Source organism: Streptosporangium sp. NPDC004379, assembly GCF_042873875.1.
Classification (GTDB): Bacteria; Actinomycetota; Actinomycetes; order Streptosporangiales; family Streptosporangiaceae; genus Streptosporangium.
Window position 1 is genome coordinate 389,022 of record NZ_JBIAMC010000003.1, and the last position, 24,287, is coordinate 413,308.

The following is a 24,287-nucleotide window of genomic DNA, read 5'->3' on the forward strand; positions in this document are numbered from 1 at the left end:
CGACCGAGTGGCGAGCCGGGCCCCCGAGCGAAGCGGGGCCGCCGGGCGCGGCGGGGCCCGGGACGAACGCGACCACTGATCAAAGGGGTAACACATGGACTTCAAGGTCGCCGACCTTTCCCTTGCCGCCTTCGGGCGCAGGGAGATCCAGCTCGCCGAGCACGAGATGCCGGGCCTGATGGCGATCCGCAAGGAGTACGCCGAGGCCCAGCCCCTGGCGGGTGCGAAGATCATGGGCTCGCTGCACATGACGATCCAGACCGCCGTGCTCATCGAGACCCTGGTCGCGCTCGGCGCCGAGGTCCGCTGGGTCAGCTGCAACATCTTCTCCACCCAGGACCACGCCGCCGCGGCCGTCGTCGTGGGCCCCGAGGGCACCGTCGACGACCCCAAGGGCGTCCCGGTCTTCGCCTGGAAGGGCGAGACCCTGGAGGAGTACTGGTGGTGCACCGAGCAGGCGCTGGCCTGGCCCGGCGGTGACGGCCCCAACATGATCCTCGACGACGGCGGCGACGCCACCCTGCTCGTCCACAAGGGCGCCGAGTACGAGAAGGCCGGCGCCGTTCCCAGCGCCGCCGAGGACGACCCGGAGGAGTGGCAGGTCATCCTCGACCTGCTCCGCCGTACCGTCTCCGGCGAGAAGCGGTGGACGAAGATCGCCTCGCAGATCAAGGGTGTCACCGAGGAGACCACGACCGGCGTCCACCGCCTGTACGAGATGTTCAAGGCCGGCACGCTGCTCTTCCCGGCGATCAACGTCAACGACTCGGTCACCAAGTCGAAGTTCGACAACAAGTACGGCTGCCGCCACTCCGTCATCGACGGCCTCAACCGCGCCACCGACGTCCTCATCGGCGGCAAGGTCGCGGTCGTGTGCGGCTACGGCGACGTCGGCAAGGGCTGCGCCGACGCCCTCCGCGGCCAGGGCGCCCGCGTCATCGTCACCGAGATCGACCCGATCTGCGCCCTGCAGGCGGCCATGGACGGATTCCAGGTCACCACGCTGGACGACGTCGTCGGGATCGCCGACATCTTCGTCACCACGACGGGCAACTTCAACATCATCACCGCCGCCCACATGGCGAAGATGAAGCACAACGCGATCGTGTCCAACATCGGCCACTTCGACAACGAGATCGACATGGCCGGGCTGGCGAAGACCCCCGGCATCGTCAAGACCGAGGTCAAGCCGCAGGTCCACACCTGGACCTTCCCCGACGGCCACGCCATCATCGTGCTCGCCGAGGGCCGCCTGATGAACCTCGGCTGCGCCACCGGCCACCCCTCGTTCGTGATGTCGAACTCCTTCACCAACCAGGTGATCGCCCAGATCGAGCTGTTCACGAAGACCGAGCAGTACCCGATCGGCGTCTACGTGCTGCCCAAGCACCTCGACGAGAAGGTCGCCCGCCTCCACCTCGACGCGCTCGGCGTCAAGCTGACCACGCTCACCAAGTCCCAGGCCGACTACATCGGCGTGAACGTCGAGGGCCCCTACAAGCCCGACCACTACCGCTACTAGGACTTCCGGGACTCCCTCCCCGGCCCCCGGGGCCGGGCGGAGATGATCCGGTGACAGGTCCTCCGGCCCCCGCGGCGAACCGCGGGGGCCTTCGGGCACATGGGGCTCCGGGCGTACGGGGATCCGGACGTACAGGGCTCTGCGCGCGTGGGGCTTCGAGGCACACGGGGCTCCAGGGCGCATGGGGTTCCGGGACGCACGGGGTTTCGGGCAGGTGGGGAGAGACGTGGACAGCGAGCTCGTGGCCGCCGGAGAACGGCGGATCGGCTGGGCGGCGCGGGCGATGCCGGTGCTCACCGCCCTCGGAGAGCGGTTCGCCGCCGAGCGGCCCCTCGACGGCCTGCGGATCGCCGCGTGCCTGCACGTGACCGCCGAGACCGCGGTGCTCATGGGCGCGCTGCGGGCGGGCGGGGCCGAGGTCGCGCTGGCCGCCTCCAACCCGCTGTCCACCCAGGACGACGTCGCCGCCGCCCTGGCCGGATACGACGTGGCCGTGCACGCGCTGGCCGGGGTGGACCGCGCGGCGTACTACCGGCACATCCACCGGGCGCTCGACATCGGCCCGGACATCGTCCTCGACGACGGCTGCGATCTGGTCAACATCCTGCACACCGAGCGGACGGAACTGCTCGACGGGGTCACCGCGGGCTGCGAGGAGACCACCACCGGGATCATCCGGCTGCGGCAGATGGCGGCCGAGGGGGCCCTGCGGTTCCCCGTCGTCGCGGTCAACGACACCCGGACCAAGCGGATGTTCGACAACCGCTACGGCACCGGCCAGTCCACGATCGACGGCATCATGCGCGCCACCAACACCCTGCTGGCAGGCAAGACCGTGGTGGTCGCCGGGTTCGGCTACTGCGGCCGGGGCGTGGCCGAGCGGGCCAAGGGGCTGGGCGCCCGGGTGGTGGTCACCGAGATCGACCCGGTCAAGGCGCTGGACGCCTCGCTGCAGGGCTACGAGGTGCGGCCGATGCGCGAGGCGGCCCCGGCGGGAGACGTGTTCGTCACCGTCACCGGCAACCGCGACGTGATCAGGAGCGAGCACCTGGCGGCGATGAAGGACGGCGCGATCCTCGCCAACGCCGGGCACTTCGACGTGGAGATCGACGTGCGGGCCCTGGACGACATGGCCATGGCCGTGCACCACGGCGTACGGCCCAGCACCGACGAGTACGTCCTCGCCGACGGCCGGCGGCTCCTGCTGCTGGCGGAGGGCCGCCTGGTCAACCTGACCGCCGCCGAGGGGCACCCGGCCGCCGTCATGGACATGTCCTTCTCCGCGCAGGCACTCGCGGTCGAGTGGCTGGCCCGGGAGGGCGCGGAACTGGCGCCCGGCGTTTACGACGTGCCGGAGGAGGTGGACGTGGAGGTGGCGCGGCTGCGGCTGGCCGCCGCCGGGATCGAGGTGGACGTCCTCACCGGCGAACAGGAGAAGTATCTCCACTCCTGGCGGCTCGGCTCCTGACGTTCCACGAGGCCACGATCTCCTTTCGGGAGGAGGCCCGCGGACGGACGGCCGCGTCGGCCGGAGGCGTCCGCCCGACGCGGTGACGGCGCGCCATGCCGCCGCCGTCCACGCGTCGTCACCGATTGGCTCGTCCGTCGGCGGGACGCGCGGCATCTCGATTTCCAGCGCTTTTCGAAAAGCCTCGGCAGGCGTTCGGACCGTGAAATTTTCACATTCACCGTGGCCGGTCCCCGCGGGATCGCCATTCTCCTGAGCTGCGGGAACACCGTTGACGGCGGTGATGAAATCCGAGTGTGGGCCGACGGGTGGGTTGACGGGGTGCTTTTCCGTTCTTACGGTCTGAATCGTTTTACGGTAGCGATTCGGTAATCGCTGTGCGACGTTCGGAAAAGAGCGGCCGGCATGCGACCGGGGCCGATGGCACGGCCCCGGAGGACCACGCGGAACCGGCCACACCGCGGGGCCGTCGACGAGGCGGTCCGAACATCCGGCGCGGAGCCGGGCAGTGCCCGGCGGCGCCGTGCGCGGTGGTTCCCGGAGCGGTCGCCGTGCGGTCACCCCGCCGCAGGAGAAAAGGACCGCGATGAGACTCATGCGCCTCGCCGCCGTGGCCACCACCCTCGCGGCCGTGCTCGCGGCGTCGCCCGGCGCCGGGGCCGCCACCGGGGACGGGACGCCGGCCGATCCGAACATCCGCTTCGTCGGCCGCTGGGACACCCGCGCCGCCGGCGCCTACGTCCCGGGCTGGGCCGGCGCCTACCTCACGACCGGCTTCACTGGCACCACCGTCAAGCTGAGGCAGCGCGACACCATCGACCTCTACTACAGCATCGACGCGGGCCCCGACGTGTACCTGCAGAACGTGCGTGGCACGGTCGACCTGACGCCGAAGCCGTTGCCCGCCGGCGACCACACCCTGCGCGTGTCCTACCGCGTGGTGGCCGGCTCCTACCACGGCGACGCGGTGTTCCAGGGGCTGGTGCTCGACCCGGGCGCGCACACCCTGCCGGCCCGGCCGGCCCGCGGCATGGTGGAGTTCGTCGGCGACTCCATCACGGTCGGGACCACCACCTCCAAGAACGCCCTCACCGCCTACGGATGGCTCGTCGGCGAGCGACTCGGGCTGGATCACACGCAGGTGGCCCAGGGAGGCGCCTGCCTGGTCACCACCGCCGACGGCTGTGTCGGCCTGGACCGCCGCTTCGTGAAGGTCAGCGCCGTCGACGGGGCCGCCGACCACGACTTCTCCCGATACCAGGCGGACGTCGTCGTGATCAACCTCGGCACCAACGACGTCGGGCACGGCGTGTCCTCGACGCAGTTCCAGACGTCCTACGCCGGGCTGCTGCGCACCGTCCGGAGCAGGTATCCGCGGGCCGCGATCCTGGCCCTGCGGACCTTCCGCGGGCGGTACGCCGCGCAGACCCAGGCCGCGGTCCAGACCGTCAACGACGCCGGTGACCGCAACGTCTTCTTCGTCGACACGGACGGATGGGTGCCGCCCGACGGACTGTCCGACAGCGTCCACCCCAATGACGCCGGGCACCGCGCGATCGCGGCCGCGCTGGCGCCGATCGTGGCCGGGCACCTCGCTCCGAGCCCCACCCCGACCCCGACGCCCTCCGTACCGCCCGGCCCCACGCCCTCGGCGTCACCCACCCCCACGCCGAGCGGGGCGGCGCTCAGCTGCGAAGTGCGCTACACCGTGACCAACCAGTGGGCCGGCGGCTTCCAGGGCGATGTACGGGTCACCAACACCGGCGGCCGCACCCTCGACCCGTGGACGCTGCGCTGGACGTTCGCCGACGGCCAGCAGATCGGCCAGGGCTGGAACGGCACGTTCGCCCAGGCCGGGGCGTCCGTCGCCGTCAGCGGCCCGGACTGGGCCACGTCACTCGCCCCCGGCGCCTCCGCGACCGTGGGCTTCACCGCGACATGGAACGGCGTCAACGGAGTACCGGCCTCCTTCACCCTCGACGGCGCCGGGTGCCGGGTCACCTGACGGCGCTTCCGCGGGCCGCCCGCCGGCCCGGCGAACCGAACCACCCGAGTGCACGGTTTCGGCCACGCGGACCGGCCCGGAGCCGGCGGACCCCCGGAAAGTGAGACCGCGGATGAACATGTTCCGGCGACGGGCCACCGCCCTGATCGCTTCGGCTCTGGCGGCGTTGACCGGAGCGCTGACCTGGGCGGCCGGGGCGCCGGCCGCCGGTGCCGCCGTCGGATGCGCCGTCAGCTACCGCGTCACCGATCAGTGGACCGGCGGGTTCGGCGCGGACGTGACCGTGACCAACCTCGGTGACGCCGTCAACGGGTGGACGCTGGCCTGGACCTTCACGGCGGGCCAGCGCGTCGAACAGGCGTGGAACGCCACGGTCGTCCAGAGCGGCGCCGGCGTCACCGCGAGGAACGTCGACTACAACCGGACCATCGCGACAGGCGGATCGGTCAACTTCGGGTTCAACGGCGCCTGGAGCGCCGGCAATCCGGTGCCCGCCTCCTTCACGCTCAACGGCAGCCCCTGCACCGGGGCGGCCGGTACGGCCTCACCGTCCCCGAGCCCCTCCGGCCCCGGCTCCAGCCCGACGCCGAGCGGCACCCCGACGCCGAGCAGTACCCCGACATCGAGCCGGATCACGGTCTGGCTGGCCGGTGACTCCACCGTCGCCAACAGCTCCAGCGCCTCCATCGTCGGCTGGGGCAGGGAGCTCGGCCAGTACCTCACCGCGAACGCCACCGTGGTCAACAGCGCCGTGGGAGGGCGGAGCGTCCAGACCTGGCTGTACGAGTCGGCCGTCACCGACCGCATGAACTCCGCCGGCGAGTGCGTCCTCAGCTCGACCGCCTATGCCTCCCGCTGGCAGGCCATGCTCGACGCGTCGACCGGGATGAAGGCCGGCGACTATCTGTTCATCCAGTTCGGCATCAACGACGGCTCCGCCACCTGCCCCCGCCACGTCGGCGCCGCCAGGTACCGGGAGCTGCTCACCGCGATGGTCGGCGCGGCCCGGCAGCGCGGCGCCAACCCCGTGCTCGTGACCCCCGTGGCCGCCCTGACCTGCAGCGGAAGCACGGCCACACCCAACCGCGGGTTCGTCACCGACACATTCGCCGTGGGCACGGCCACCGGCGCGCCGGTCGTCGACCTGCACAGGCTGAGCTACACGCTCTACAACAGCCTGCGCTTCTGCCCGTTCAACGGCGACTACACCTCCGGCCCGGTCGGAGCCTTCTTCGCCGACGACCACACCCACTTCGAGGCCGCCGGGGCCCGGCAGATCGCCGGCCTCGTCGCCGGGGCGGTGCGCGACCAGCGGCTCGGCCTCGCGGCGTACCTGCGATAGCGGCGGCTCAGAGCCCGGCGAGGATCTCCCGCATCCTGTTGATCTCGGCGGTCTGGCCGACGGAGACCTCGTTGGCCAGCTCCTCGATCTTGATGTGCGAGCCGTCGACCAGGACCTGCTCCGACATCGTGAGGGCGCCGCGGTGGTGGGCGGTCATGAGCTCCAGGAAGAGCCGGTCGAAGTCCTCTCCGGAGGCGGCCCTGAGTGCCGCCATCTGCTCGGGGGTGGCCATCCCCGGCATGGCGGGCATGGCGGCGTGGTCGCCGTGCTGGTCGGGGACCCGCTGGCCCTGCTGCTGCAGCCAGGCGGCCATGTACTGGATCTCCGGGCCCTGGGCGTCCTTGATGCGCGCGGCCAGTCCCTTGACCTTGGCGTTCCGGGCCCGCTCGGGGGCCAGGGACGCCATGTCGAGCGCCTGCCGGTGGTGGACGATCATGTCCTGCACGTACTCGACGTCGGCGGCGTTGGCGGTGGGGGAGGGCACGGCGGTGGCGGCCTCACCGGGGCTGAGCGTCCGGGCGGGCTCGCCGGGGCGGCCGGGCGCGATGATCGGCGCCGTCTGCTGCGCCGCCTGGACGGAGGGGCGGTCGGCGCCCACGCTGCACGCGCTCAGGCACAGGACGGCGGCCACGGCGACCAGCGCTCCGCGCACCCGACCTCCTCAAACGTATCCCGGTAGCAACGTCGGAACACCCTAATATGCCCATAAGGGGTAGGTAAATAGAGCAAAACGGAAAAACTTGCTGACACTGTGAAGGCTTGTCCGATCATCGGTCTGGGATGAACGATTCAGGCATTTATGCGACTTTTATGGCGCATATGGCAAGGAGGTTCATCAGTGTTCACCCCCCGTGGGAAGGGTCTGACCGGCCGCTTCCTCGTCGCGGTGGGCGCGGCGGCGGCGCTGTCGCTGTCCACCGTGCCCGCTCAGGCCGCTGACATCCCCGCCCCTGGCGAGATCGTCATGAGCTCGAACATCGAGCATGTCACCAACGTTCCGAAGCCCGCGGCGCTGACGGACATCAACACCGACATCGCCTTCCAGGGCGACTACGCCTACGTGGGCAACTACAGCGGCTTCTCCATCTACGACGTCAAGCACCCCAAGCGGACCTCGGTGGTCAGCTCGGTGGTCTGCCCCGGTGGCCAGATGGACATGGCCGTCTACGGGAATCTCCTCTTCGGCGCCGTCGACTCCTCCCGCAACAACGACTCCTGCAGCAGCACCGGCCAGAGCGCGGCGAACAAGGACTCGTGGGAGGGCATCCGGATCTTCGACGTCAGCGACAAGAAGAACCCCAGATACGTCAAGGCGGTCGAGACCAACTGCGGCTCGCACACCCTGACCCTGGTGCCCGGCAAGGGACGTGACCGGCGCAACGTCTACGTCTACGTCTCCTCCTACGGCCCGAACGACAACTTCCCGGACTGCAAGACGCCGCACGACAAGATCTCCATCATCAAGGTGCCGCTGGAGAAGCCGGCGGACGCGGCGGTCGTCAACACCCCGGTGCTCTTCCCGGACGGAGGCAACCCCGGCGAGCCGGACAAGCAGTACCCCTACCGCACGTCGGCGACCACCGGCTGCCACGACATCACCTCCTACCCGGAGAAGAACATCGCGGCCGGCGCCTGCATGGGCGAGGGCATCCTGATGGACATCTCCGACCCGGTGAACCCGAAGGTCACCTCGACCGTCCGTGACGACGAGAACTTCGCGTTCTGGCACTCGGCGACCTTCAACAACGAGGGCACCAAGGTCATCTTCACCGACGAGCTCGGTGGCGGCGGCGCGGCCACCTGCAACGAGGCGATCGGCCCGAACCGCGGCGCCAACGCCTACTACGACATCTCCGGCACCGCGCTGACGTTCCGGAGCTACTTCAAGATCCCGCGTCACCAGGCCGACACCGAGAACTGCGTCGCGCACAACGGCTCGCTGATCCCGGTCAAGGGCAAGGACATCATGGTCCAGGCGTGGTACCAGGGCGGCATCTCGGTCGTCGACTTCACCGACTCGGCCAACCCGCACGAGATCGCGTTCTTCGAGCGCGGCCCCGACAACACCGCTCCTCCGCTGAGCGGCGGCTTCTGGTCGGCCTACTACTACAACGGCTACATCTACGGCAGTGACTTCAACCTCGGCTTCGACGTCCTGCGGCTCAACGACCCGCGGACGAACCAGGCCAGGAGCGTCAAGATGGACATCTTCAACGCCCAGACCCAGCCTTCCTACGGTCACGGTCACTGACCGCGTGCCTGACGGCTCTTCCTGAGCGAACGCCGAGGGGGCGGTGGGAGTGATCCCGCCGCCCCCTTCGCGCGCCGTACGGCGCGCCGCGCCCGCGGGCCGTCCGCACCGCACCCGCGGGGCACGTGCCGTACGGCGCACCGCGTCCTCGGGTCGCGCGTGCCGGGCCCCGGTCCGTGCGTGCCGTACGGCCCTCGCGCGGGACGCCGGTGGTACGGCGGTGTGCCGGCCCGGTCAGGCCGGAGGGACGAACCCGCCGGGGGTCGTCCCGGAAGCCGGACCTCCCTGAGGCGGCGCCGGGGGCCGGTCCCGCACCGCGGGCGGCCGGCCGTACGGCGCGGCGGCCGGAGGGCCGTACGGCGCGGCGGGCGGCTGGGCGGAGGGCGGCGGATAGGCGGCGGGCGGATAGGCGGCTGGGAAGGGCGCGGCGTGCGGCGGGTGCCCGGGTGCGCCGCCCCGCCCGGACAGCCGCGCCTGGTCGCGGCGGCGGCGCTCGGCCAGGACGGCGGTCAGGTAGGCGAACGGCGGGACGCCGGGCGGCGGGGGAGGGGAGACGAAGGCCGACATCTCGGCGGCGATGCGCGCGCCCATCTCGTGCTGGACGGCGGGTGACAGGTCGTTCCGGCGGGTGAGGTACCGGACGGCGGTCGACGCGACCTCCTCGGGCAGCCGGGACAGCTCCAGCGTCGCCGCCCACGAGGCCAGCGGCGGCGGCATCTCCAGCGGCGGGCCGTACCGGCGGGGGGCGCGCTCGGCGATCACGATGGTCCCGGCGAAGACGTCGCCGAGGCGCTTGCCCTTCTCCGAGATCAGCGAGCTGATCAGGGCGGGGGCGCCGCTGAGCGTCCAGATCTCCAGCACCCCGGCCAGGCCGCGGAACAGGGCCTGGCGGAACCGCTCGGGGCCGCCGTCGTCGCTGACCACCCGCAGGCCCAGGGCCAGCTTGCCGAGGCTGCGCCCGCGCGAGAGCGTCTCGAAGACCACCGGGTAGCCGACCAGGACCAGCACGGACAGCGTGATGTACACCATCGCGGTCAGCGCGGGGTCGGAGACGAGGAGCAGGGCGCCGGCCGCGAAGGACGCCCCGGCCAGCGTCACGAGCTGGACCAGGATGTCGATGAGCAGCGCGGCGACCCGGCTCGGGAGCTGGGCGATCCGGACTTCGACGACGACCGCCTCGCCGGTTACGACCTCGGACACACAAGAACCCTACCGGCGGCCGGTCCCGCGGCGCCCGCCCCGGCCGGGTCCGGTTCCGCCCGTCCCGGCGGTTCCCGCCGGTCCCGCGGCGCCCGCCCCGGCCGTCCCCGCGGCGCCCGGCCCTCCCCGTCCCTCTCCGCCCGATGTCCCGCGGTGCCCGCCCGGGGGCTCTCCGCCCGCCCCCGCCCGGCCCGTCCCGGATGCCCGCCGGGCGGGGGCGGACACCACCTGAATCCGGGGTCCAGGAGGCGGAAACGATCTGTGACGCAGGTCACTTCGATGCGAGTGGTGTTCATGTAATCGATTACATACCCTCATGTAATCGATTACACGGGAGGGCCGGTGGCACGTATCAAGGATGTGGCCGTTCGCGCGGGTGTGTCCGTCGCCACGGTCTCCCGGGTCCTCAACGCCAGCCCCTCGGTGTCCGAGGAGACCCGGAACCGGGTCTACACCGCGATGACCGAGCTGAACTACGTCCCCAACGCGGTGGCGCGCTCGCTGCGCACCGAGGCGACCCGGACGCTCGGCCTGATCATCGGCGACATCCTCAACCCGTTCTTCGCCGAGCTGGCCCGGTCGGTCGAGGACGCGGCACGCGAGGCCGGCTACACCGTCGTCATCGGCAACGCCGACGAGCGGCCCGAGGAGCAGGACCACTACGTGCGCACCCTCATCGAGCAGCGGGTGGACGGGCTGCTGATCTGCCCCACCGCCGAGGTCACCCCGCTGGTGGAGCAGGCGGCCGCGACGGGCGGCCCGCTGGTGTTCATCGACCGCGTGCTCCCCGGCATGGACGTGCCGTCGGTCCGGGTCGACGGGACCGCCGCGATCGGCGAGCTCGCCGGCCACCTGAAGAGGCTGGGGCACCGGCGGGTGGCCCTCATCTCCGGCCCGCTCCGGCTCTCCACCGGCCGCGAGCGCACCGACGCCTTCGTGAAGGCGGCGGCAGAGCACGGGATCGAGCTGCGCCCGGAGTACATTCGGTCGGGGGACTTCCAGCTGGGCAGCGGCCGGGAGCTCACCGCCAGGCTCCTGGACCTTCCGGAGCCGCCCGAGGTGATCTTCGGGGGCGACAACCTGATGACCCTGGGCGCGCTGGACGAGATCCGGGCGCGCGGTCTGCGCATCCCCGAGGACGTGGCACTGGTGTCCTTCGACGACGTGCCGTGGTTCCCCCACATGAACCCCCCGATAACAGCCATCAGCCAGCCCGTCGCCGAACTGGGCGTGCGCGCCGTGCGGGTCATCCTCGACCTGCTCCACGGGCGGCCCGCCGGATCGGTGGTCCTGCCGGCCGTACTGGTGCCCAGGCAGTCGTGCGGGGAAGGAAGGAACGTCTCGTGACGAACGACGACAGCACGCGGGGCGGGGCGGCCGGGGGTGAGATCCTCCGCGTCGAGGGACTGCGCAAGGAGTTCCCCGGCGTGGTGGCGCTGGACGGGGTCGACTTCGACCTGCGGGCCGGCGAGGTCCACGTCCTGCTCGGCGAGAACGGCGCGGGCAAGAGCACGCTGATCAAAATGCTCTCCGGGGCCTACCGCCCCGACGCCGGACGGATCGTCGTCGACGGCGCGCCCGTCGAGATCCGCGGCGCCGGAGACGCCCAGCGGCTCGGCATCGCCACCATCTACCAGGAGTTCAACCTGGTCCCCGAGCTCTCCGTCGGCGAGAACCTCGCGCTGGGCCGCCCGCCCCGCCGCTTCGGGCTCGTCGACACCAGGAGGATGCACGAGCGGGCGCGCGAACTGCTGGCCCGGGTCGGCGTGGACGTCGACCCGCGCACCCCGGTCGGCCGCCTCGGCATCGCCCGCATGCAGATGGTCGAGATCGCCAAGGCGCTCGCCCTCGACGCCCGGGTGCTCATCATGGACGAGCCCACCGCCGTGCTGACGACCAGCGAGGTCGAGCGGCTGTTCGCCATCGTCCGCCGGCTCCGCGACCAGGGGGTGGCGATCGTGTTCATCACCCATCACCTGGAGGAGATCCCGCAGGTCGGCGACCGGGTCACCGTACTGCGGGACGGCCGCTCGGTCACCCGGGTTCCGGCGAGCACGCCGGAGAACGAGCTGGTCAGGCTCATGGTCGGCCGTCCGATCGACCAGCGGTACCCCCGGGAGCCCGCGGCGCCGGGCGAGCCCCTGCTGCGGGTCCGCGGCCTGGGCCGGCGCGGCGCGTTCGAGGACGTCTCCTTCGAGGTCCGCGCCGGCGAGGTCGTCGGCCTGGCCGGGCTGGTGGGCGCGGGCCGTACGGAGGTCGCCCGGGCGATCTTCGGCGCCGACTCCTACGACACCGGCGAGGTCCTGGTGGACGGCCGCCCGCTGCCGCGCGGCGACGTCCACGCCGCCATGGAGGCCGGTCTCGGCCTGGTCCCGGAGGACCGCAAGGGCCAGGGGCTGGTCCTCGGCGCCGACGTCGCAGAGAACCTCGGTCTGGTCACGCTCCGCCGGGCCAGCCGCGGCGGGTTCGTCGACCGGGCCGGGCAGCGCCGGGCCGCCGCCGACGTCGCCGGACGGCTCGGCGTGCGGATGAGCGGCCTCGCCCAGGAGGTCCGCACGCTCTCCGGCGGCAACCAGCAGAAGATCGTCATCGGGAAATGGCTGCTCGCCGACGCGAGCGTTCTCATCCTCGACGAGCCCACCCGCGGCATCGACGTGGGAGCCAAGGTCGAGATCTACCAGTTGATCAACTCGCTCACCGCCTCCGGGCACGCGGTTCTCATGATCTCCAGTGATCTCCCCGAGGTCCTCGGGATGAGCGACCGCGTGCTGGTGATGGCCCGCGGCAGGCTCGCCGGAGAGCTCGCCGCGCGTGAAGCGACACAGGACTCGGTGATGGCCCTGGCCGTCAGCGAGGTGGAGGATGCACGTGTCCACTGATGTGCTCAACGGGCCCGCCAAGGCGACGCGGCGCCGGCACCCGGCCGCCGCCTGGCTGGCCGAGAACGGCGCGCTGGTCGCCCTGGTCGTGCTCGTGGCCGGTCTGTCACTGCTGTCGGGAGACTTCCTGACGGTGACGAACCTGCTCAACGTGGGCGTCCAGGCGGCGGTCACCGCGATCCTCGCCTTCGGCGTCACCTTCGTCATCATCACCGGCGGCATCGACCTGTCGGTCGGCTCCGTCGCCGCCCTGTCGGCGATCGCGCTGGCCTGGCTGTCGACCGACTCGGGCCTGCCGTGGCCGCTGGCCGTCGTCGCCGCGCTGGTCGTCGGCCTGGTGTGCGGGCTCGCCAACGCCGCCCTGATCGCGTACGGCAAGCTGCCGCCGTTCATCGCCACCCTGGCCATGCTGGGCATCGCCCGCGGCCTGGCCCTGGTCATCTCCCAGGGCAGCCCGATCGCCCTGCCCGACGCCGTCACCCACCTGGGCGACACCATCGGCGAATACCTGCCGATCCCGGTCCTCGTCATGATCGCCATGGGGCTGATCACCGCCCTGATCCTGAGCCGGACCTACTCCGGGCGGGCGATCTACGCCATCGGCGGCAACGAGGAGGCCGCCCGGCTCTCCGGAATCAAGGTCGACCGGCAGAAGCTCATCACCTACGGCCTGTCCGGCCTCTTCGCCGCCATCGCCGGCATCGTCCTGGCCAGCCGGCTCGCCTCGGCGCAGCCCCAGGCGGCCTCCGGCTACGAGCTCGACGCCATCGCCGCCGTCGTCATCGGCGGGGCGAGCCTGTCGGGCGGCAAGGGCCGGGCCTTCGGCACCTTCGTCGGCGCGCTCATCCTCGCGGTGCTGCGCAACGGCCTCAACCTGCTCTCCGTCTCCGCCTTCTGGCAGCAGGTCGTCATCGGAGTGGTGATCGCGCTCGCGGTCCTCTTCGACACCCTGCGCCGCAAGGCCACAGCCTGAGAATCACCCCGAGGGGAACGAAATATCATGATCAAGCGCACCATCAGCCTCGCCGCGGCCGGAGCCGCGCTCACCCTGGGCCTCGCGGCCTGCGGCTCGGGCGGTTCGAGCGGTTCCTCCGACGGCGGCTCGGGGACGTCGGGTGGGGACATCAAGATCGGCATGTCGGTCTCCACCCTCAACAACCCCTACTTCGTCCAGCTCCGCAAGGGCGCGGAGGACGAGGCGAAGAAGGAGGGCGTCGCGCTGACCGTCACCGACGCCCAGAACGACGCCTCCCAGCAGGTCAACCAGATCCAGAACTTCGCCGGCCAGAGCATGAAGGCGATCATCATCAACCCGGTCGACTCCGACGCCGCCGGGCCCGCGGTCAAGGCCGCGGAACGCTCCAAGATCCCGGTGGTAGCCGCCGACCGCGTCGTCAACGGCGGCACCGTCGCGCAGACCGTCGCCTCCGACAACGTCGAGGGCGGCAAGCTCGCCGCGCAGGAACTGGCCAAGGAGATGGGCGAGAAGGGCAAGGTCGTCGTCCTCCAGGGCGTGCCCGGCACCTCCGCGGCCCGCGACCGTGGCCAGGGCTTCACCGAGGGGATCAAGGCGTTCCCCAACATCCAGGTGATCGCCCAGCAGCCGGCCGACTTCGACCGGACCAAGGGCCTGGACGTCATGACCAACCTGCTGCAGTCCAACCCCGGCATCACCGGCGTGTTCGCCCAGAACGACGAGATGGCCCTCGGCGCCGTCAAGGCGCTGGGCGCCAAGGCGGGCAAGGAGGTCAAGGTCGTCGGCTTCGACGGCACCCCCGACGGGCTCAAGGCCGTCCAGGACGGCACGCTGAGCGCCAGCGTCGCCCAGCAGCCGGCCCTCCTCGGCCAGCAGGCCGTCCAGGGCGCCGTCAAGGCCGCCAAGGGCGAGAAGGTGGAGGCCACGGTCGCCGTGCCCGTCAAGATCGTGAACAAGGACAACGTCGCAGAGTTCGCGGGCTCGTGATGAGCGGCCACATCGACGGGTCCCCCCGGCCGGGGGCCGGCCCCGGCGGCCGGCCCGTGTCGCCGTACGACGTGGTGGTCGTGGGGTCGGTCAACGCCGACCTGGTGGTCCATGTCGCCCGGCGGCCCGCGCCGGGCGAGACCGTGATCGGCTCGGAGCTCGCCACCCACCCCGGCGGTAAGGGCGCCAACCAGGCCGTCGCCGCGGCGCGGCTCGGCGCCCGGGTCGCCATCCTCGGCAGGGTCGGCTCCGACGGCCACGGCGAGTTCCTGCGCGAGGCGTTGCGCGCCGACGGCGTGGACCTCGGCCACCTCATCGAGACGCCCGGCCCGAGCGGGGTCGCGCTGATCTCCGTGGACGCCGGCGGCGACAACAGCATCATCGTCTCGCCGGGCGCCAACGGGCTGCTGACCGAGGACGACATCACCGCCGCCGAACGCCTGCTGTCCTCGGCGCCGGTCGTCTGCCTGCAGCTGGAGAGCCCGCTGGCCACGGTGGTGGCGGCGGCGCGGGTCGCGAGCCGGGTGGTCTTCAACCTCTCGCCGCCGGCGGTGGTGCCGGACGAGCTGCTGGAGGCGTGCGACCCCCTCGTCGTCAACCAGCACGAGGCCGCGCTGCTCCTCGGCAGCCACGCCGACCCCGTACGGCAGGCACGGGAGCTGCTGTCGCTCGGCCCCCGCTCGGTGGTCCTCACCCTCGGCGCCGACGGCGCGGTCGTCGCCGACGCCGGGGAGGTCACCGCGGTGCCGAGCCCCAGGGTGGAGCCCGTGGACACCACCGGCGCCGGCGACGCGTTCACCGGTGCGCTGGCCTGGCGCCTGTCCCAGGGCGACCACCTGGCCTCCGCCACCTCGTTCGCGGTCCGGGTGGGCGCCGCGTCCGTCCGCCTGCACGGCGCGCAGAGCTCCTACCCCCGGGTCGGGGACCTGGAGACGCTGTGAACGTGAAGTCACGTGTGGTCCCCGTGGCTCCGGACTCGTCGGGGGCCCGGAGCCGCGGGGAGGGCGACGTGGTCGCCGTGAACCGGGAGCCGGGGTGTCGCGGGGAGGACGACGGGGTCGCCGTGAGCCGGGACCCGCGGTGCCGCCGGGAGGGCGGGGTCGCCGTGAGCCGGGATCCGCGGTGAAGCGCGCGGGAATCCTCAACGCGGCCCTGTCGGGCGCGCTCGCCCGCCTCGGCCACACCGACGAGGTGCTCGTCTGCGACGCCGGGATGCCGTTGCCGCCCGGGGTCCAGGTAGTCGACCTCGCCTTCCTGCCGGGCGTCCCGGCCTTCGCCGACGTGCTGGACGGCCTCCTCGCCGAACTGGTCGTGGAGGGCGCCGTCGCGGCGGAGGAGGTCAGGACGGCCAACCCCGCCTGCCACGCGCTGCTGGGCGAACGGCTGCCCTCCCTGGACCACGTCCCGCACGAACGGCTCAAGGAGAGGTCCCGCTCCGCCCGGCTGGTGGTGCGGACCGGTGAGGCGCGGCCGTACGCCAACGTGATCCTCCGCTGCGGCGTCGCGTTCTGAGCCGCTGAGCCGCTGAGCCGCTGAGGCGCTGAGCCGCTGAGTCACTGAGCGGCTGAGCCATTGAGCGGCTGAGCCATTGAGCCCTTGAGCCCTTGAGCGGCTTAGCGGCCGCTCCGGCTCCGGCTCACCCCGAGCCGGTCGCGGAAGTCCCCGCCGCCTGGAAGGTGGATACGCTTTCCGGGTGGACATCGACGCGTTCGTCACCGCGCACCGCCCCTCCTGGGACCGCCTGGAACACCTGGTACGGCGACGCAGGTCGCTGGACGGCGCCGAGATCGACGAACTCGTGGAGCTCTACCAGCGGACCGCCACCCACCTGTCCATCGTGCGTTCCGGCCCCACCGACCCGATCCTGGTGAGCCACCTGTCGTCGCTGGTCGCCCGCGCCCGCTCGGCGGTGACCGGCGCGCACGCCCCCGCCTGGCGGGAGCTCGTCCGCTTCTTCACCGTCTCGTTCCCGGTGGTCGCCTACCGCGCCCGGTGGTGGTGGCTCGGCACGACCGCCGCGTTCCTCCTGGTCTCGGCGGTCGTCGCGGTCTGGGTGGCGGGAGACCCGGCCGTGCAGGCCGCGATCGGCACACCGGAGGAGATCACCCAGCTCGTCGACCACGACTTCGCCGACTACTACTCCGAGCACCCCGCGGCCTCCTTCGCCGGGCAGGTCTGGGTCAACAACGCCTGGGTGTCGATGCAGGTCATCATCATGGCCGTACTGCTCGGCCTGCCGATCCCGTACGTGCTGCTGCAGAACGCGCTGAACGTCGCGGTCTCCGCCGGGCTGATGGCCTCGCGCGGCAAGCTCGACATCTTCTTCGGCCTGATCACCCCGCACGGCCTGCTGGAGCTGACCGCGGTGTTCCTCGCCTCGGCCGTCGGCATGCGCCTGGGCTGGACGGTCGTCGACCCCGGCCCCCGCAGACGCGGCGAGGCCCTCGCCGAGCAGGGCAGGGCCGTCATGAGCGTGGCCCTCGCGCTGGTCGTGGTGCTGCTGGTCTCCGGGCTCATCGAGGGGCTCGTCACCCCCTCGCCCCTGCCCACCTGGGCGCGGATCGGCATCGGGGTCGTCGCCGAGGCGGCCTTCCTCGCCTACGTGGTCTACTTCGGCCGCCGCGCCCTGCGCGCGGGCGAGACCGGCGACCTGGAACGCGCCCCCGACGTCACCCCCACCTCCGGCTGACCCCGGACCGGAGCGCGGAAGGCCACAGGAACACCTGTGAACGGTCTTTCCGTCACACCCACTGCACGCGCAGAATGTAGATCTCGCGCTGTGGCTCCAGGACCAGATAGGTCACCAGACCGCCTTCTCCGAACGAGATGATCCGCATGTTTCCGTCGGGACTGGCGGGGTTCGCCGGCCTGCCGGTCCACGGAGCGGTCTCCAGAAGGGCGAACACCTCGGCGAGGTAACGGGCGGCTTCGGTCGGCAGTGCCGCGATCTGTTCCTCGGCGAGAGGATCGGGCGGCGTGATGGTGTACACCTACGTGTCGGTCCCGCGCTCAGCCAGTATCTCCCGCCAGGACCGGTTCCCCCGGGGAAGCGGGCGGCCCTGCTCGGCCAGAGCCCGCGCGTGGGCGGCGCGTTCGTACATGTCCTCGCGGCCCGCCCGATCGCGGACGGAGTCGCAGGCGATCAGCCACCAGCTGTGCACGAACTCGGTCAGCCTCCCCAGGTCGAGGCTGACCCGCACCTCGTCCAAGGCGAGTCGCAGACCCGCGTCGAAGGCGGCGCGATCCTGTGGCAGAGCGAGTGCGGCGCGGATCGACCGCAGGTTCTTCTCGGGGAGAGGCGCATCCGCGCCGGAGACCTCATGTGGCTGAGCTGTCATCGCTGTCCTCTCCGCTGTCGTCCCGTCCCAAGTCTAGGAGGCTCCGTGCCGGAGGGGCTCTGCCGAGCCGAACACACGCCGGGGCGGTGGGGTCGTGCCGGGAGCGCCCCGGCCAGGCGTCGGAGCAGGGCGGCCGTCGGGGCGGTCCCGCCCTCCTCGATGCGCTCGATCTCGTCCTCTGTCAGGGCCGCGCGCCCGGCGAGCTCGGCGATGCTGAGCCCCAGCGCGTTGCGCCGGTCGTACAGGGCCTTGCCGAAGGCCAGCGCCTCCGGGATCAGGACGCGCTCGGGATCGTCGGCCTGCGGCTCAGGTCGCGCCCAGCGGATATGACGATCGGCCACCCGGCCGTCACCAGGAGTCATGGTCAAAAGCTATCGATGACGATCAGGGGATGTCCGGCGTTTCATGTCATCCGGTCCGGCGGGACGGTGGCCATCGGGCCCGGCGGGACGGGGGTCAGAGGCGGCCGGCGGCCTTGAGGGCGAGGTAGGCGTCGGCGAGGGCGGGGGCGAGTTGCTCGGGGGCGGCGTCCACGACCTCGACGCCCTGGCGGCGCAGGCGGGCGGTGATGCGGCGCCGGTCGGCGCCCTGGCGTTCCGCCGCCGCCGCGTCGTACACCAGCTCGGGGGTGCCACGCCCGGCGGCCATCGCCGCGACCTGCGGGTCGGACGCGGCGGCCACCAGCACCAGGTGCCGGGAGGACAGCTGGGGGAGTACGGGCAGCAGCCCCTCCTCCAGTGACGCGGCGTTGAGGTCGGTCAGCAGGACGACCAGGCAGCGCCGCCTGGCACGGGCCAGGACGGCCGCGACCATGCCGGCCGCGTCGGCCTCGACCAGCTCGGCCTCGATCGGTGCCATCGCGTTGACCAGCGACGACAGTAGCTCGGTACGACCCGCCCCGGACACCCAGGCACGCACCGAGCGGTCGTGGGCCATGAAGTCCACCCGGTCGCCGGCTCGGGAGGCCAGTGCGGCCAGCAGCAGCGCCGCGTCCATCGACCAGTCGAGCCGGGGCCAGCCCGGCGCGGTCCACACGCCGCCCCGCCCACCGGGAAGCCCGCCGGAAAGACCGCCCGGAAGCCCGGTCGAAAGCCCGCCGGGCCCGGCTCCGCGGCCCGCGGGGGACCGGTCCTCCTGACCGGCGAGCGGGATCGGGGCGGTGCCGACCCGGCCGGCCGAGGTGCGCCCGGTGTCCAGGACGATCAGCACCCGCCGGTCGCGCTCGGGCCGCCAGGTGCGCACCACGACGTCGGAGCGGCGGGCGGTGGCCCGCCAGTCGATCGACCGCACGTCGTCGCCGGGCACGTACTCGCGCAGCGAGTCGAACTCGGTGCCCTGGCCCCTGACCATCGACGGGTGCGCGCCCTCCAGCTCCCTGAGCCTGGTCAGCTTGGCGGGCAGGTGCTTGCGACTGAGGAACGGCGGCAGCACCCGTACCGACCACGGCACCCGGTGCGAGCCCTGGCGGGCCGCGATGCCCAGCGGGCCCAGCGACCGCACCGTGACGGCGGCGGCCTCCCGGTCTCCCCGGCGGGCCGGGGTGAGCGTCAGCGTGAGGCGGCGGCGCTCCCCGGCCGGGACGTCCAGCGCGAAGTGCCGGGGGACGGCTCCGGCCGAGGGCGGCCAGGCGTCCCGGAGCAGGCCGCGGACCCGGCGGCGGCCGGGGTTCTCCACGACCAGGTCGACCGTGGCGGTCTCCCCGAGCCGTACCAGGCGGTCGCCGGAGCGGGTGAACCGCAGCGGGCGCACGCCCCCGGCCAGCAGCAGGTCCACCGCGACCAGCGCGGCCAGCAGCAGCGCCACCCCGGCCACGGCCGGTCCCGGCCGCGGCGCGAACAGCACGACCAGCGTGCCCAGCAGGGCCAGCAGGGCGGCCCGTCCCGTCAGTGCCATCGTCGCTTCAGCGGGGGACGGGGACGGCGGCGAGGACGGCGTCGATCAGGCCGTCGGCGGACGCGCCCTCCAGCTCGGCCTCGGGGCGGAGCTGGACGCGGTGCCGCAGGGCCGGCCGGGCCAGGGCCTTGACGTCGTCCGGCGTCACGTAGGTGCGGCCGGACAGCCAGGCCCAGGCTCGGGCGCCCGCCAGCAGCGCGGTGGCGCCGCGCGGCGAGACGCCGAGCTGCAGCGACGGCGACTGCCGGGTGGCGCGGGCGATGTCCACGATGTAGCCGAGGACCTCGGGCCCGGTGTGCACCTGGCGGACCGCGGCGCGCCCGGCCTCCAGGTCGGCGGCGGTCGCCACCGGCCTGATGTGTGACAGGTCGCGCGGGTCGAAGCCGAGCGCGTGCCGCTCCAGCACCGCGACCTCCTGCTCGCGGGAGGGCAGCGGCACGGTCAGCTTGAGCATGAACCGGTCGAGCTGCGCCTCGGGGAGCTGGTAGGTGCCCTCGTACTCCACCGGGTTCTGGGTGGCGGCCACGATGAACGGATCGGGCAGGTGGCGCGGCACTCCGTCCACGCTGACCTGCCGCTCCTCCATCGCCTCCAGCAGCGCCGCCTGCGTCTTGGGCGGGGTGCGGTTGATCTCGTCGGCGAGCAGCAGGTTGGTGAAGACCGGTCCGGGGCGGAACTCGAACTCCGAGGTCTTCGCGTCGTAGACCAGGGAGCCGGTGACGTCGCCGGGCATCAGGTCGGGGGTGAACTGCACCCGCTTGAAATCCAGCGACAGCGCCGCGGAGAGGGTCCGCACGAGCAGGGTCTTGGCGACCCCGGGTACCCCTTCGAGCAGTACGTGTCCCCGGCAGAGCAGGGCGATGACCAGCCCGGTGACCACGGCGTCCTGGCCGACGACGCCCTTGGCGACCTCGGCGCGCAGCGCCCCCAGCGCCTCCCGGGCGGCGTCCGCGCCGCCGTTCGCGCCGCCGTTCGCATCAACGGCTCGCTCGTCACGCACGTTCACGAATCTCTGACCTGCCTCTCCAACATGTCCAGATATGCGGCCAGGGCGACCAGCCCGGCGTCGTCGGCCGGCGGCGGGCCGTACAGGGCGGACGCCACCTGCGGCGCCGGCTGCCCGGTCCGTCCGGCGAGCGCGCTCACCCTGGCGTCCGGCCCGGCCGCCGACGGCAGCCCGAGCCGGGGGACGACGCGGTCGGCGAAGCCCTCGCGCAGCGCGGCGGCGGCGCGGTCACGGGCCCGCCTGGCGCGGTACAGCCTGGCCCTGCCCTCCGCGGTCTCGGCGGCCCGCACCACCACGGGCAGGCGTTCGGCCACCACCGGGCCGAGCCGCCGGCCCCGCCAGAGCGCCAGCAGCACCACCGCCAGCGCGAGCTGCGCCGCGGCCCATCTGACGCCCGGCGGGACGAGATCGTAGAGGCCCTGCTCGCCTGACGCCGCGGGCGCCTCCCCCGGGGGCGGCGGGACCAGCCAGACGAGCGTGGGCCTGGCGCCGGCGAGGTTCATCGCCAGCGCGGCGTTTCCGTCCTCCGCCAGGCGCAGGTTGGTCATGAAGTCGCCGTCGCCCACCGCGGTGATCGTCCGGTCTCCGTCGCGGTAGGCGACCAGCGTCGGGTCGTCCCCGGCGGGGTAGCAGCCGGTCCCGCCCCGGGGGACGGAGAAGGTCGTCCCGCCCAGGTGGGCGCTGCCCGCGGCGGCCGCGGCCGGCAGTGCGCAGCGGGGCTCGCGTGAGCGCGGCCGGGCCTCCCCGGTGGCGAGCAGGCCGGGGGCGAGCGTCCGCAGCCGTCGTCCGGCGCCGACCAGCAGCAGGTCGGCGGGTGCCCCGGCCAGCCGCGAGGCGTCCGCGGCGGTGAGCGGGAAGGCGTCGGTGACCAGCAGCGTGCTGCCGGCGGTCGCGGCGGCCCGCGCGTCGGCGGCCGAGGTGACCCGGGCGATCCGCACGCCACGGCCCTCCAGCAGCCGGGCGAGGGCTCCCGCGCCGGACAGCGAGGTGTCGTCGGGGTCGAGCCGCCGGTCGGGTCCGCCGGTGCCGCCGAGGAGAACGCCGGCGACGGCGGCGGCCACCACGATGAGGGCGACCAGGAGCACGCCCCGGCCGCCGCGCCACAGGCTCGCGGCGGTGGGGGAGACGGACGTCGAACCGGTCACCGGGGCGGCGGCGAGGCCGACGTCCGCGGGGTCCGCCGCCCGTGCGTCGGCGGCGCCGGCGGTGTCCATGGTGCCGGTGGTGCCCGTGGTGCCCGTGGGGTCGTTCATCGGGGCCCTCCCCACGCGGCCGCGCCGCCGGCCGCGTCCGCCGGGGCGGGGACCGCGTCCGCCGGGCGCGCCGCGCGGAGCCGCTCGTCGAGGTCGCGCAGCGTCTCGTACGCCTCGGCGGTGCCGGGGGTCTCGCCGTACGTCACGTCGTCGAAGGTCCGGGCCGCGGCGACCAGGGCGGCGGCCAGGCCGGGCAGCGCGCGGCCGGCCTCGGCGGCCAGCTCGGCGGCGGTGCGGCCCGGGACGGGGTCGACGATCGCGCGGTCCTCCAGATCACGGGCGACGGCCCGCAGCCGCTCGCGGACCGCCTCGGCCCAGCGGCCCTCGGCGGCCAGCCGCTCGGCCGCGGCGCGGTGCTCGGCCGCGGTGCGCCGGCCGTCGCCGAAGACCTCCTCGCGGCGGGCGGCGCGGCCCCCGGCCGTCCGCCGCGCGACCACGGCCAGCGCGACGATCGCGGTGACGACGAGGGCGACGAGCACCACCCGGACGGTCACGCTTCCCACGGTCCCGAGGGAGTCCTGGTCGGTGAGGTCGCCGATGAACTGGTTCACGGCCCGGACGGCGCGGTCGAACGCCGACTCCCTGGCGTACCCGGCCCGGAGCAGCTCGCGGGCCGCCTCGCGGCGGGCCTCGTCACGGCCGACGTCGACCGGCGTGCCGAGATTCAGGAGGGTCAGGAGTGGGGCCACGAAGCTCCCTGTCCGGCCTGCGGGTGCGGGCCGGGTGCGCCGGGCGTGGCGGAGGGAAGCCACAGGTCGTCGGCCGTGGCGTGCACCCAGCCCTGGCGCCGCTGCTCGATCGCGGCGGTCTGCAGGACGAGGTCGAACGCCTCGGACCGCATCCGCCGGTCGGCGTAGAGCAGGCCGTTGACCCCGGCCAGGAACGGATAGGTGATCATCGCGCCGACGGTGCCGCCGATCGCGATCAGGACCGCCGTGGCGACCTGCGCGCCGGTCGAGCCCGGCACGCCGATGCTGACGAGGGCGGCGCCGAAGGTGAAGGGGACGGCGACCACGAAGGTGATCAGGAACGTGATGATCCTGGTGAGGATCAGGATGCCGAGGGTGCGCCAGAAGCCGCCGTTCACCAGCCGCCACGACCTGCGCATGGAGTCGAGGGCCCCGCGCCGCTCCAGCACCGCGGCGGGCGCGGCGAGCGCCAGGCGGGTGGAGACGAACGCGGCGTAGGCGATGTAGCCGAGCACCGCCAGCGCCCCCACTGCGACCGCCGTCCCGGCTCCGGCCCCGGCGTTCGCCAGCGCCACGATCACCAGTGAGATCAGGACCACCGGCACGAGCATGAGGAGCGCTTCGAGGGCCACCAGCCCGAACAGCGCGGGCATGCGGCCGCGGGACAGCCGCCACGCCTCGCCCGCGGTCGTCCGGCCGCCGAAGACGGCCCGGCCCAGGATCCGGGTCAGCACGCCGGTGAGCAGCGTCACCACGACGAACTCCACGGCGTAGGAGACCAGCACGTCGCCGTACTGGCCGAGGAAGCCGCTCTCCCCGACGCCGTCCAGCGCGGAGGGGTCGTTCACGGCCGCGCCGATCTGGCCGAAGACGACCGCCTGGCCGACGGCGGTGGGGATCACGCCGAGCACCGCGGCGATCGCCGAGAGGCCCAGGACGGTCTTGGGGTTGGAGCGGATCAGCTTGATCGCGCCGTCGAGGATGTCGCCGAGGCCGAGCGGGCGCAGCGGGATGATCCCGGGCCGCAGCGCGGCCGGCTGCGGGTGCCTGCCGTACGGCGGCTGGGGTCCCGGGCCGTACGGCGGGGCATCCGGGCCGGGGCCGTACGGCCCGCCGGGGTGGGGCGGCCCGCCGTACGGCGGGTGGCCGCCCTGGGCGGGTCCGGCGGGGGAGGCGGGCGGCGGCCCGGGGGCGGTCCACGGCGATCCCGGGACTCCCTGGTAGGGCGGGGGCTGGTGGGCCGCCCAGCCGGAGGGCGTGTCGGGAGCGGGATCGTGACCGTCTGACATATCCCAATCCTGGCATGTCGTGGGTGCCGATTGTGATGGGCGGGATGACTGATCCGGGTTTCCGGCCTCCGGATCGGCCGGATCGCGGACGACCGAGACGCCGCAGGGATGGCCGAGACCGGGTTCTTTACTCCAGACTGGGAAGGTCACCACCTCCGCTTGGCGTCCGGGGTCGCCGGGAACGGGGAG

22 protein-coding genes are annotated in these 24,287 nt (G+C 73.0%); 12 read left to right on the top strand and 10 right to left on the bottom strand.

The window, feature by feature from the left end:
- Positions 1 to 94: 94 nt before the first annotated feature.
- From ahcY to ACFYSC_RS09005, 4 genes are all read left to right on the top strand, one after another.
- Positions 95 to 1,522, top strand: a complete 1,428-nt coding sequence (gene ahcY / locus ACFYSC_RS08990) for an adenosylhomocysteinase (RefSeq protein WP_389958759.1) — start codon at positions 95 to 97, stop codon at positions 1,520 to 1,522.
- 181 nt (positions 1,523 to 1,703) lie between these two features.
- Positions 1,704 to 2,990 carry an adenosylhomocysteinase gene (locus ACFYSC_RS08995; protein WP_389958762.1) on the top strand — a complete coding sequence of 429 codons (1,287 nt, stop codon included), beginning with the start codon at positions 1,704 to 1,706 and terminating at the stop codon, positions 2,988 to 2,990.
- A gap of 586 nt (positions 2,991 to 3,576) precedes the next feature.
- Positions 3,577 to 4,995: a cellulose binding domain-containing protein gene (locus ACFYSC_RS09000; RefSeq protein WP_389958764.1), complete on the top strand. Its 1,419-nt coding sequence runs from the start codon at positions 3,577 to 3,579 to the stop codon at positions 4,993 to 4,995.
- A gap of 112 nt (positions 4,996 to 5,107) precedes the next feature.
- Positions 5,108 to 6,337: a cellulose binding domain-containing protein gene (locus ACFYSC_RS09005; protein WP_389958768.1), complete on the top strand. Its 1,230-nt coding sequence runs from the start codon at positions 5,108 to 5,110 to the stop codon at positions 6,335 to 6,337.
- A 7-nt stretch (positions 6,338 to 6,344) separates the two neighbouring features.
- On the opposite strand, the gene ACFYSC_RS09010 is transcribed toward ACFYSC_RS09005, so the two are convergent.
- Positions 6,345 to 6,989 (bottom strand): DUF305 domain-containing protein, encoded by a 645-nt coding sequence (locus tag ACFYSC_RS09010; RefSeq protein WP_389958771.1) that lies wholly within the window; start codon positions 6,987 to 6,989, stop codon positions 6,345 to 6,347.
- 186 nt (positions 6,990 to 7,175) lie between these two features.
- Here ACFYSC_RS09010 and ACFYSC_RS09015 point away from each other — a divergent pair, with 186 nt between their 5' ends.
- Positions 7,176 to 8,588, top strand: a complete 1,413-nt coding sequence (locus tag ACFYSC_RS09015) for an LVIVD repeat-containing protein (protein WP_389958774.1) — start codon at positions 7,176 to 7,178, stop codon at positions 8,586 to 8,588.
- A gap of 234 nt (positions 8,589 to 8,822) precedes the next feature.
- Here ACFYSC_RS09015 and ACFYSC_RS09020 read toward each other — a convergent pair whose 3' ends face one another.
- Positions 8,823 to 9,788 carry an RDD family protein gene (locus ACFYSC_RS09020; RefSeq protein ID WP_389958777.1) on the bottom strand — a complete coding sequence of 322 codons (966 nt, stop codon included), beginning with the start codon at positions 9,786 to 9,788 and terminating at the stop codon, positions 8,823 to 8,825.
- A 342-nt stretch (positions 9,789 to 10,130) separates the two neighbouring features.
- On the opposite strand from ACFYSC_RS09020, the gene ACFYSC_RS09025 reads away from it, so the two are divergent.
- From ACFYSC_RS09025 to ACFYSC_RS09055, 7 genes are all read left to right on the top strand, one after another.
- Entirely contained in the window at positions 10,131 to 11,135 is a 1,005-nt protein-coding gene (locus ACFYSC_RS09025; protein WP_389958780.1) for a LacI family DNA-binding transcriptional regulator, read from the top strand.
- Positions 11,132 to 12,667, top strand: coding sequence for a sugar ABC transporter ATP-binding protein (locus tag ACFYSC_RS09030; protein ID WP_389958783.1), 1,536 nt, complete (start codon positions 11,132 to 11,134; stop codon positions 12,665 to 12,667). The genes ACFYSC_RS09025 and ACFYSC_RS09030 overlap by 4 nt, the downstream gene beginning before the upstream one ends.
- A complete protein-coding gene (locus ACFYSC_RS09035; protein ID WP_389958786.1) occupies positions 12,651 to 13,640 on the top strand; it encodes an ABC transporter permease in 990 nt (329 codons plus the stop codon). Before ACFYSC_RS09030 ends, ACFYSC_RS09035 begins: the two co-directional genes overlap by 17 nt.
- 27 nt (positions 13,641 to 13,667) lie before the next feature.
- On the top strand, positions 13,668 to 14,630 hold the full coding sequence (locus ACFYSC_RS09040) for a D-ribose ABC transporter substrate-binding protein (RefSeq protein ID WP_362929143.1): 963 nt from the start codon (positions 13,668 to 13,670) through the stop codon (positions 14,628 to 14,630).
- A complete protein-coding gene (locus ACFYSC_RS09045; RefSeq protein WP_389958789.1) occupies positions 14,630 to 15,571 on the top strand; it encodes a ribokinase in 942 nt (313 codons plus the stop codon). Before ACFYSC_RS09040 ends, ACFYSC_RS09045 begins: the two co-directional genes overlap by 1 nt.
- Positions 15,572 to 15,752: 181 nt before the next feature.
- Positions 15,753 to 16,142: a D-ribose pyranase gene (gene rbsD, locus ACFYSC_RS09050; protein ID WP_362929147.1), complete on the top strand. Its 390-nt coding sequence runs from the start codon at positions 15,753 to 15,755 to the stop codon at positions 16,140 to 16,142.
- A 181-nt stretch (positions 16,143 to 16,323) separates the two neighbouring features.
- Positions 16,324 to 17,319: a stage II sporulation protein M gene (locus tag ACFYSC_RS09055; RefSeq protein WP_389958793.1), complete on the top strand. Its 996-nt coding sequence runs from the start codon at positions 16,324 to 16,326 to the stop codon at positions 17,317 to 17,319.
- Between the two features lie 52 nt (positions 17,320 to 17,371).
- Here ACFYSC_RS09055 and ACFYSC_RS09060 read toward each other — a convergent pair whose 3' ends face one another.
- From ACFYSC_RS09060 to ACFYSC_RS09095, 8 genes are all read right to left on the bottom strand, one after another.
- On the bottom strand, positions 17,372 to 17,620 hold the full coding sequence (locus ACFYSC_RS09060; RefSeq protein WP_389958796.1) for a hypothetical protein: 249 nt from the start codon (positions 17,618 to 17,620) through the stop codon (positions 17,372 to 17,374).
- A complete protein-coding gene (locus tag ACFYSC_RS09065; RefSeq protein WP_389958798.1) occupies positions 17,621 to 17,968 on the bottom strand; it encodes a DUF6247 family protein in 348 nt (115 codons plus the stop codon).
- Positions 17,965 to 18,330, bottom strand: coding sequence for a multiprotein-bridging factor 1 family protein (locus ACFYSC_RS09070; protein ID WP_389958801.1), 366 nt, complete (start codon positions 18,328 to 18,330; stop codon positions 17,965 to 17,967). The genes ACFYSC_RS09065 and ACFYSC_RS09070 overlap by 4 nt, the downstream gene beginning before the upstream one ends.
- 94 nt (positions 18,331 to 18,424) lie before the next feature.
- Positions 18,425 to 19,861, bottom strand: a complete 1,437-nt coding sequence (locus ACFYSC_RS09075) for a DUF58 domain-containing protein (RefSeq protein ID WP_389958804.1) — start codon at positions 19,859 to 19,861, stop codon at positions 18,425 to 18,427.
- Between the two features lie 7 nt (positions 19,862 to 19,868).
- Positions 19,869 to 20,861: an AAA family ATPase gene (locus tag ACFYSC_RS09080; protein WP_389958806.1), complete on the bottom strand. Its 993-nt coding sequence runs from the start codon at positions 20,859 to 20,861 to the stop codon at positions 19,869 to 19,871.
- Between the two features lie 2 nt (positions 20,862 to 20,863).
- Entirely contained in the window at positions 20,864 to 22,120 is a 1,257-nt protein-coding gene (locus tag ACFYSC_RS09085) for a DUF4350 domain-containing protein (protein WP_389958809.1), read from the bottom strand.
- A complete protein-coding gene (locus tag ACFYSC_RS09090; RefSeq protein ID WP_389958811.1) occupies positions 22,117 to 22,809 on the bottom strand; it encodes a DUF4129 domain-containing protein in 693 nt (230 codons plus the stop codon). Before ACFYSC_RS09090 ends, ACFYSC_RS09085 begins: the two co-directional genes overlap by 4 nt.
- Complete coding sequence (locus ACFYSC_RS09095) at positions 22,794 to 24,098, bottom strand: glycerophosphoryl diester phosphodiesterase membrane domain-containing protein (RefSeq protein ID WP_389958814.1); 1,305 nt, start codon at positions 24,096 to 24,098, stop codon at positions 22,794 to 22,796. Before ACFYSC_RS09095 ends, ACFYSC_RS09090 begins: the two co-directional genes overlap by 16 nt.
- Positions 24,099 to 24,287 lie beyond the last annotated feature (189 nt).